This window comes from uncultured Thermus sp. (assembly GCF_938010445.1).
GTDB lineage: Bacteria > Deinococcota > Deinococci > Deinococcales > Thermaceae > Thermus > Thermus altitudinis.
Genome location: NZ_CALLUR010000092.1, coordinates 1 through 4,767 on the forward strand (window position 1 = coordinate 1; position 4,767 = coordinate 4,767).

Below are 4,767 nucleotides of genomic sequence, written 5' to 3' on the forward strand. Positions count from 1 at the left end.
TTACCCCATCTACGAGAAGGTGGCCCCCAAGCGGGGCCTGATTCTGGCCCTGGCGGTTTTCCTGGGGCTGGTGTTGGGGGTGATGGCGGCCTTTGTGGCGGAGGCCCTGCGGCCGCCCCAGCCGGAAGCCGCAAGGGGATAAGGCCTGGAAAGGCTGCTGGGCCGCCCCAAGGGGAAGGTGTCCTATCCCGAAAAAGGGAAGCCTGGGCCAGGGCAAGTGTCTAGGGGGGATGGCCACTTTGGAGGAGGCTTTGGCCAAGGAGGCCACGAGGGAGGCCATGGCTTTTGGGAGGAAAAGTCCTCTGAAGGAGCCTTTTTCGGTGCTTGAAGAAGTGGCTTAGGTTAAGTATAGTAGAAAGCCGGTAGCCCCTTTGGGGGCCTTTAGGAAGGGGAAGCCATGTTTGCCATTGTCAAGACCGGTGGAAAGCAGTACCGGGTGGAGCCTGGGCTTAAGCTGCGGGTGGAGAAGCTCGAGGCCGAGCCCGGAAGCCAGGTGGAGCTTCCCGTGCTCTTCCTGGGTGGGGAGAGGACGGTGGTGGGCGCTCCCTTCGTGGAGGGGGCCAAGGTGGTGGCCGAGGTCCTGGGCCACGGCAAGGGCAGGAAGATCACCGTCTCCCGCTTCAAGGCCAAGGTGCAGTACCGCAGGAAGAAAGGGCACCGCCAGCCCTATACGGAAATCCTCATCAAGGAGATTCAGGGGTGAGCCATGGCACATAAAAAGGGTTTGGGTTCCACTAAAAACGGCCGGGATTCCCAGGCCAAGCGCCTAGGGGTAAAGCGCTATGGCGGCCAGGTGGTGAAGGCGGGGAACATCCTGGTGCGCCAGCGGGGCACCCAGTTCAAGCCTGGCAAGAACGTGGGCATGGGCCGGGACTTCACCCTCTTCGCCCTGGTGGACGGGGTGGTGGAGTTCCAGGATAAGGGGCGGCTAGGCCGCTATGTGCACGTGCGCCCCTTGGCCTAGGCCAAGGGACAGCCTGGATGTTCCAAGACGTCCTGACCATCACCGTCGCTGCCGGTAGGGGTGGCGACGGTGCCATCTCTTTCCGTCGGGAGAAGTTTGTGCCTAAGGGCGGCCCCGATGGAGGGGATGGGGGTCGTGGGGGAAGCGTCTACCTGAGGGCTAGGGGAAGCGTGGACTCCCTCGCGGAGCTTTCCAAGCGCACCTACAAGGCGGAGGACGGGGAGCACGGGAAGGGAAGCGGCCAACATGGCCGTGCTGGACGGGACCTTTACCTAGAGGTGCCCCGGGGTACCCGGGTCTTTGATGCCGATACCGGGGAGTTCCTGGGGGACCTCACGGAGGAAGGCCAGGTTCTCCTGGTGGCCCGGGGAGGGGAAGGAGGAAGGGGGAATAGGCACTTCGTCACCCCCACCCGCCAGGCCCCCCGTTTTGCCGAGGCCGGGGAGGAGGGGGAAAGGAGGCGGCTTCGCCTCGAGCTCCTGCTCATCGCCGACGTGGGCCTGGTGGGCTACCCCAACGCCGGCAAGTCCAGCCTCCTGGCCGCCACCACCCGGGCCCATCCCAAGATCGCCCCTTATCCCTTCACCACCCTAAGCCCCAACCTGGGGGTGGTGGAGGTGGGGGAAGAGGAGCGCTTCACCCTAGCGGACATCCCGGGGATCATTGAGGGGGCCAGCCAGGGAAAGGGCTTGGGGCTTGAGTTCCTAAGGCATATCGCCCGCACCCGGGTTCTGCTCTACGTTCTGGACGCCACCCAGGAGCCCCTTAAGGCCTTCCGCACCCTGCGGAAGGAGGTGGAGGCCTACGACCCCGCCCTCCTCAGGCGGCCAAGCCTCATCGCCCTCAACAAGGTGGACCTCCTGGGGCCGGAGGAGGTGGCCCAAAAGGTGGCGGAGCTTTCCCAGGAGGGGCTTCCCGTCCTTGCGGTAAGCGCCCTAACGGGAGAAGGCTTAGAAGCCTTAAAGGAAGCCCTCTTCAGTTTGGTGAAGGCCACCCCGGCCCCCGAGCTTCCCAAGCCCACCCCCAGGGTGGAGGTGGAGGCCGGGGTGGAGGTGGTGCCCCTGGAGGAAGGGGTGTACCAGGTGCGCTCCTCCGCCTTGGAGGGTTACCTTAAGCGGCTTAAGGGGGACCTTTCCGAGGCCGCCGGCTACCTGCAGGAGGTCTTCCGGCGCCATGGGGTGGAGGCGGCCCTTAAGGCCAAAGGGGTGCGGGCGGGGGATATCGTGCGCATCGGGGAGCGGGAGTTTGAGTACATCCCGGGCTAGGGAGGGTGGGTTTGCGGATTGGGCTGTTTGGCGGGAGCTTTGACCCCATCCACCTGGGGCACCTGATCGCCGCCAGTGAGGCCCAAAGGGCCTTGGGGCTGGACCGGGTGCTCTTCGTGGTGGCCGCCCGCCCTCCCCACAAGACCCCCGTGGCCCCCGACTGGGCCCGCTACGAGATGGTCCTCCTGGCCACGGCGGAGGAGGAGGGGTTTTGGCCCTCGAGGCTGGAGCTGGACCGGCCTGGCCTGAGCTACACCGTGGACACCCTAAGGGAGGCCCGGAGGCTTTTCCCAGGGGATGAGCTCTTCTTCATCACCGGGGCCGATGCCTACCGGGATGTCCTCACCTGGAAGGAGGGGCACCGGCTCCATGAACTGGCCACCCTGGTGGCCGTGGCCCGGCCCGGCTACCCCTTGGACCGGATGCCGGTGCCCGTGGTGCCCCTTTTGGTCCCGGAGGTGGGGATCTCCAGCAGCGAGATCCGCAGGCGCCTTAAGGAGGGCCAGAGCGTGCGCTTCTGGGTGCCTAGGCCGGTGGAGGTGTACCTTGAACGGCACGGTTTCTACCGCTGAGCTAAAGGAGAAGGTGAAGGCCCTGGTCCGCCCCGAGCGCTGGGCCCACATTGAGCGGGTGGCGGCCCTGGCCCGGGAGATTGCCGAACGGAACGGTCTGGATGGGGAGAGGGCCTATCTGGCAGGGATTCTGCACGACGCGGCCCGCGATCTGGGAGAGGAGGAGCTCCTCCGCCTGGCCCCACCGGAAAACGAGGTGGAAAGGGCCCATCCCCTCTCCCTCCACGGCCGGGCGGCCCGGGTTCTGGCCCAGGCCTGGGGGGTGGAGGACCAGGAGGTCCTGGAGGCGGTGGAGGGGCACGTGTACGGGGTGGACCCCCGGAACCCCTTGGGCATGGCCCTATACATCGCCGACATCTCCGAGCCGGGCCGGGGGGTGAACGGGGAGATCCGGGACCTGGCCCTTTCGGGCCGGCTTCTTGAGGCCTACCGCTTGGCGGTGGGGAACAAGGTGGCCTACCTGAAGGCCAAGGGTATCCCCCTGCATCCCCGGACCTTGGCGGTTTACCATCGCTTGCAGGATGCGCCCTAGGCTTTCCTTTCTCCTCCTTTCCCTAGCCCTTTTTGCCCTTGGGGGGGTGCTTTCCTGGCCCAGGCCTCTGGGGGAAGGGGAGGTGCGGTCCCTGCGGGCGGGGCCCTTGCCCGAGATGGGGGTGGTGGTGGCGGCCCGGGACATAGAGTACTGCGGCTACCACACCCCTTGCGGCCCGGGAAGCCGCACGGACACCATCTTTTACGTGCGCATCCGGGGAGGGGAGGCTAGGGCCTTGGCCATTCCCCGGGACCTCTTTAGCCCCGTGGCGGGGGGCAAGATCAACAGCGCCTACGCCCGGGGTGGGGCCGAGCTCCTGAAGCGGGCGGTGGAGGAGGCCACGGGCCTGGTGGCGGAAAGGCACCTCATCCTCACCCTGGAAAGCGTGGCCCGGGTGGTGGATGCGGTAGGGGGGGTGGAGGTCTACCTGGACCGCCCCATGCGCTACACCGACCGGGCGGCCAAGCTCTTCATTGACTTCCCTGCGGGCAGGCTTCACCTAAACGGGGAAGAGGCGGTGAAGTACATGCGCTTCCGCCACGATGCCTTGGGGGATTACGCCCGCTTGGACCGCATCAAGGGGGTGATTTCCCAGGTGCTCAAGAAGGCCCAGGACCCCCGCACCTGGCCGGCCTTGGCCTTGGCCCTAAGGGAGGCTTGGCGGGAGTTGGACACGGACCTCTCCCTGGAGGAGGTTTTGGCCCACTTCCCCGCAGTCCAGGGCCTTAGGCTTTCCCTGGCCACCCTGCCCACCCGGGAGGGGAGGGGGACCTTTCTCTATGTGGACGAGGGGGCCAAGGCCCAGGTCCTGGCCGCATGGATGGGCCGGACCCTGCCCTCATCCCCGCCGCAGGTTCCCGTGCGCCTACGGGGGGAAAGGGAGCTGATCCTTTGGGGCCAGGCCCTTTTGGCCCGGGAGGGGGTGGAGGTGCAGGTGGAGGAGGCGGAGGTGGGGCGAAGCGCCGTGTACGCCAAGGACCTCGAGGCGGGCGGCTACTTCGCCGAGCTTTTCCACCTGCCCCTTCTGGCGCCGCACCAACCGGTGGTGGGGGTGGTGGTGGAGCTGGGGCCCGACCTGGTAGAATAGGGGCAGATGGTAAAGACCCTGGAGGCTGTGGAGCTGGTAGCGAGGATCAAGGATCTCCTTGGGGAAAAGAAGGCGGAAAACGTGGTGGCCCTGGACCTGAGGGCGGTGTCCGATAGCCTGGACTACTTCGTCCTGGCCAGCGCCACCAGCACCCCCCATCTCCAGGCCCTGGAGCGCCACGTGGAGGAGAAGCTGGGGGAGGCGGGGCTTCGGCCCCGGCCCACGGAGGGGCAGAGCCCCCGCTGGGTGGTGCTGGACTACGGGGAGGTGGTGGTCCACCTCATGACCCCCGAGGCCCGGGAGTACTACGACCTCGAGGGCTTCTGGGCGGACGCCGAGAGGATTTA

The 4,767-nt window shown here is 66.6% G+C and carries 7 protein-coding genes; all 7 read left to right on the forward strand.

Annotation, left to right across the window (positions count from 1 at the left end; translation table 11 throughout):
- The first annotated feature begins 397 nt into the window (after nt 1-397).
- Nucleotides 398-703: a 50S ribosomal protein L21 gene (gene rplU, locus Q0693_RS05090; RefSeq protein ID WP_298629682.1), complete on the forward strand. Its 306-nt coding sequence runs from the start codon at nt 398-400 to the stop codon at nt 701-703.
- A gap of 3 nt (nt 704-706) precedes the next feature.
- On the forward strand, nt 707-964 hold the full coding sequence (gene rpmA / locus Q0693_RS05095; RefSeq protein WP_114313514.1) for a 50S ribosomal protein L27: 258 nt from the start codon (nt 707-709) through the stop codon (nt 962-964).
- A gap of 17 nt (nt 965-981) precedes the next feature.
- Nucleotides 982-2,229, forward strand: a complete 1,248-nt coding sequence (gene obgE, locus Q0693_RS05100; protein ID WP_298629685.1) for a GTPase ObgE — start codon at nt 982-984, stop codon at nt 2,227-2,229.
- A gap of 11 nt (nt 2,230-2,240) precedes the next feature.
- Nucleotides 2,241-2,801 (forward strand): nicotinate-nucleotide adenylyltransferase, encoded by a 561-nt coding sequence (nadD, locus tag Q0693_RS05105; RefSeq protein ID WP_243031020.1) that lies wholly within the window; start codon nt 2,241-2,243, stop codon nt 2,799-2,801.
- A complete protein-coding gene (gene yqeK / locus Q0693_RS05110) occupies nt 2,776-3,333 on the forward strand; it encodes a bis(5'-nucleosyl)-tetraphosphatase (symmetrical) YqeK (RefSeq protein ID WP_298629687.1) in 558 nt (185 codons plus the stop codon). The genes nadD and yqeK overlap by 26 nt, the downstream gene beginning before the upstream one ends.
- A complete protein-coding gene (locus Q0693_RS05115) occupies nt 3,323-4,420 on the forward strand; it encodes an LCP family protein (RefSeq protein ID WP_298629689.1) in 1,098 nt (365 codons plus the stop codon). Before yqeK ends, Q0693_RS05115 begins: the two co-directional genes overlap by 11 nt.
- A 6-nt stretch (nt 4,421-4,426) precedes the next feature.
- The coding region (gene rsfS / locus Q0693_RS05120; RefSeq protein ID WP_243031023.1) for a ribosome silencing factor at nt 4,427-4,767 on the forward strand (341 nt) is incomplete at its 3' end.

What these genes read in the sequence shown, in the direction of transcription:
- rplU (WP_298629682.1), top strand. Translation starts at nt 398, where the DNA reads ATGTTTGCCATTGTCAAGACCGGTGGAAAGCAGTACCGGGTGGAGCCT.
- rpmA (WP_114313514.1), top strand. Translation starts at nt 707, where the DNA reads ATGGCACATAAAAAGGGTTTGGGTTCCACTAAAAACGGCCGGGATTCC.
- obgE (WP_298629685.1), top strand. Translation starts at nt 982, where the DNA reads ATGTTCCAAGACGTCCTGACCATCACCGTCGCTGCCGGTAGGGGTGGC.
- Q0693_RS05115 (WP_298629689.1), top strand. Translation starts at nt 3,323, where the DNA reads ATGCGCCCTAGGCTTTCCTTTCTCCTCCTTTCCCTAGCCCTTTTTGCC.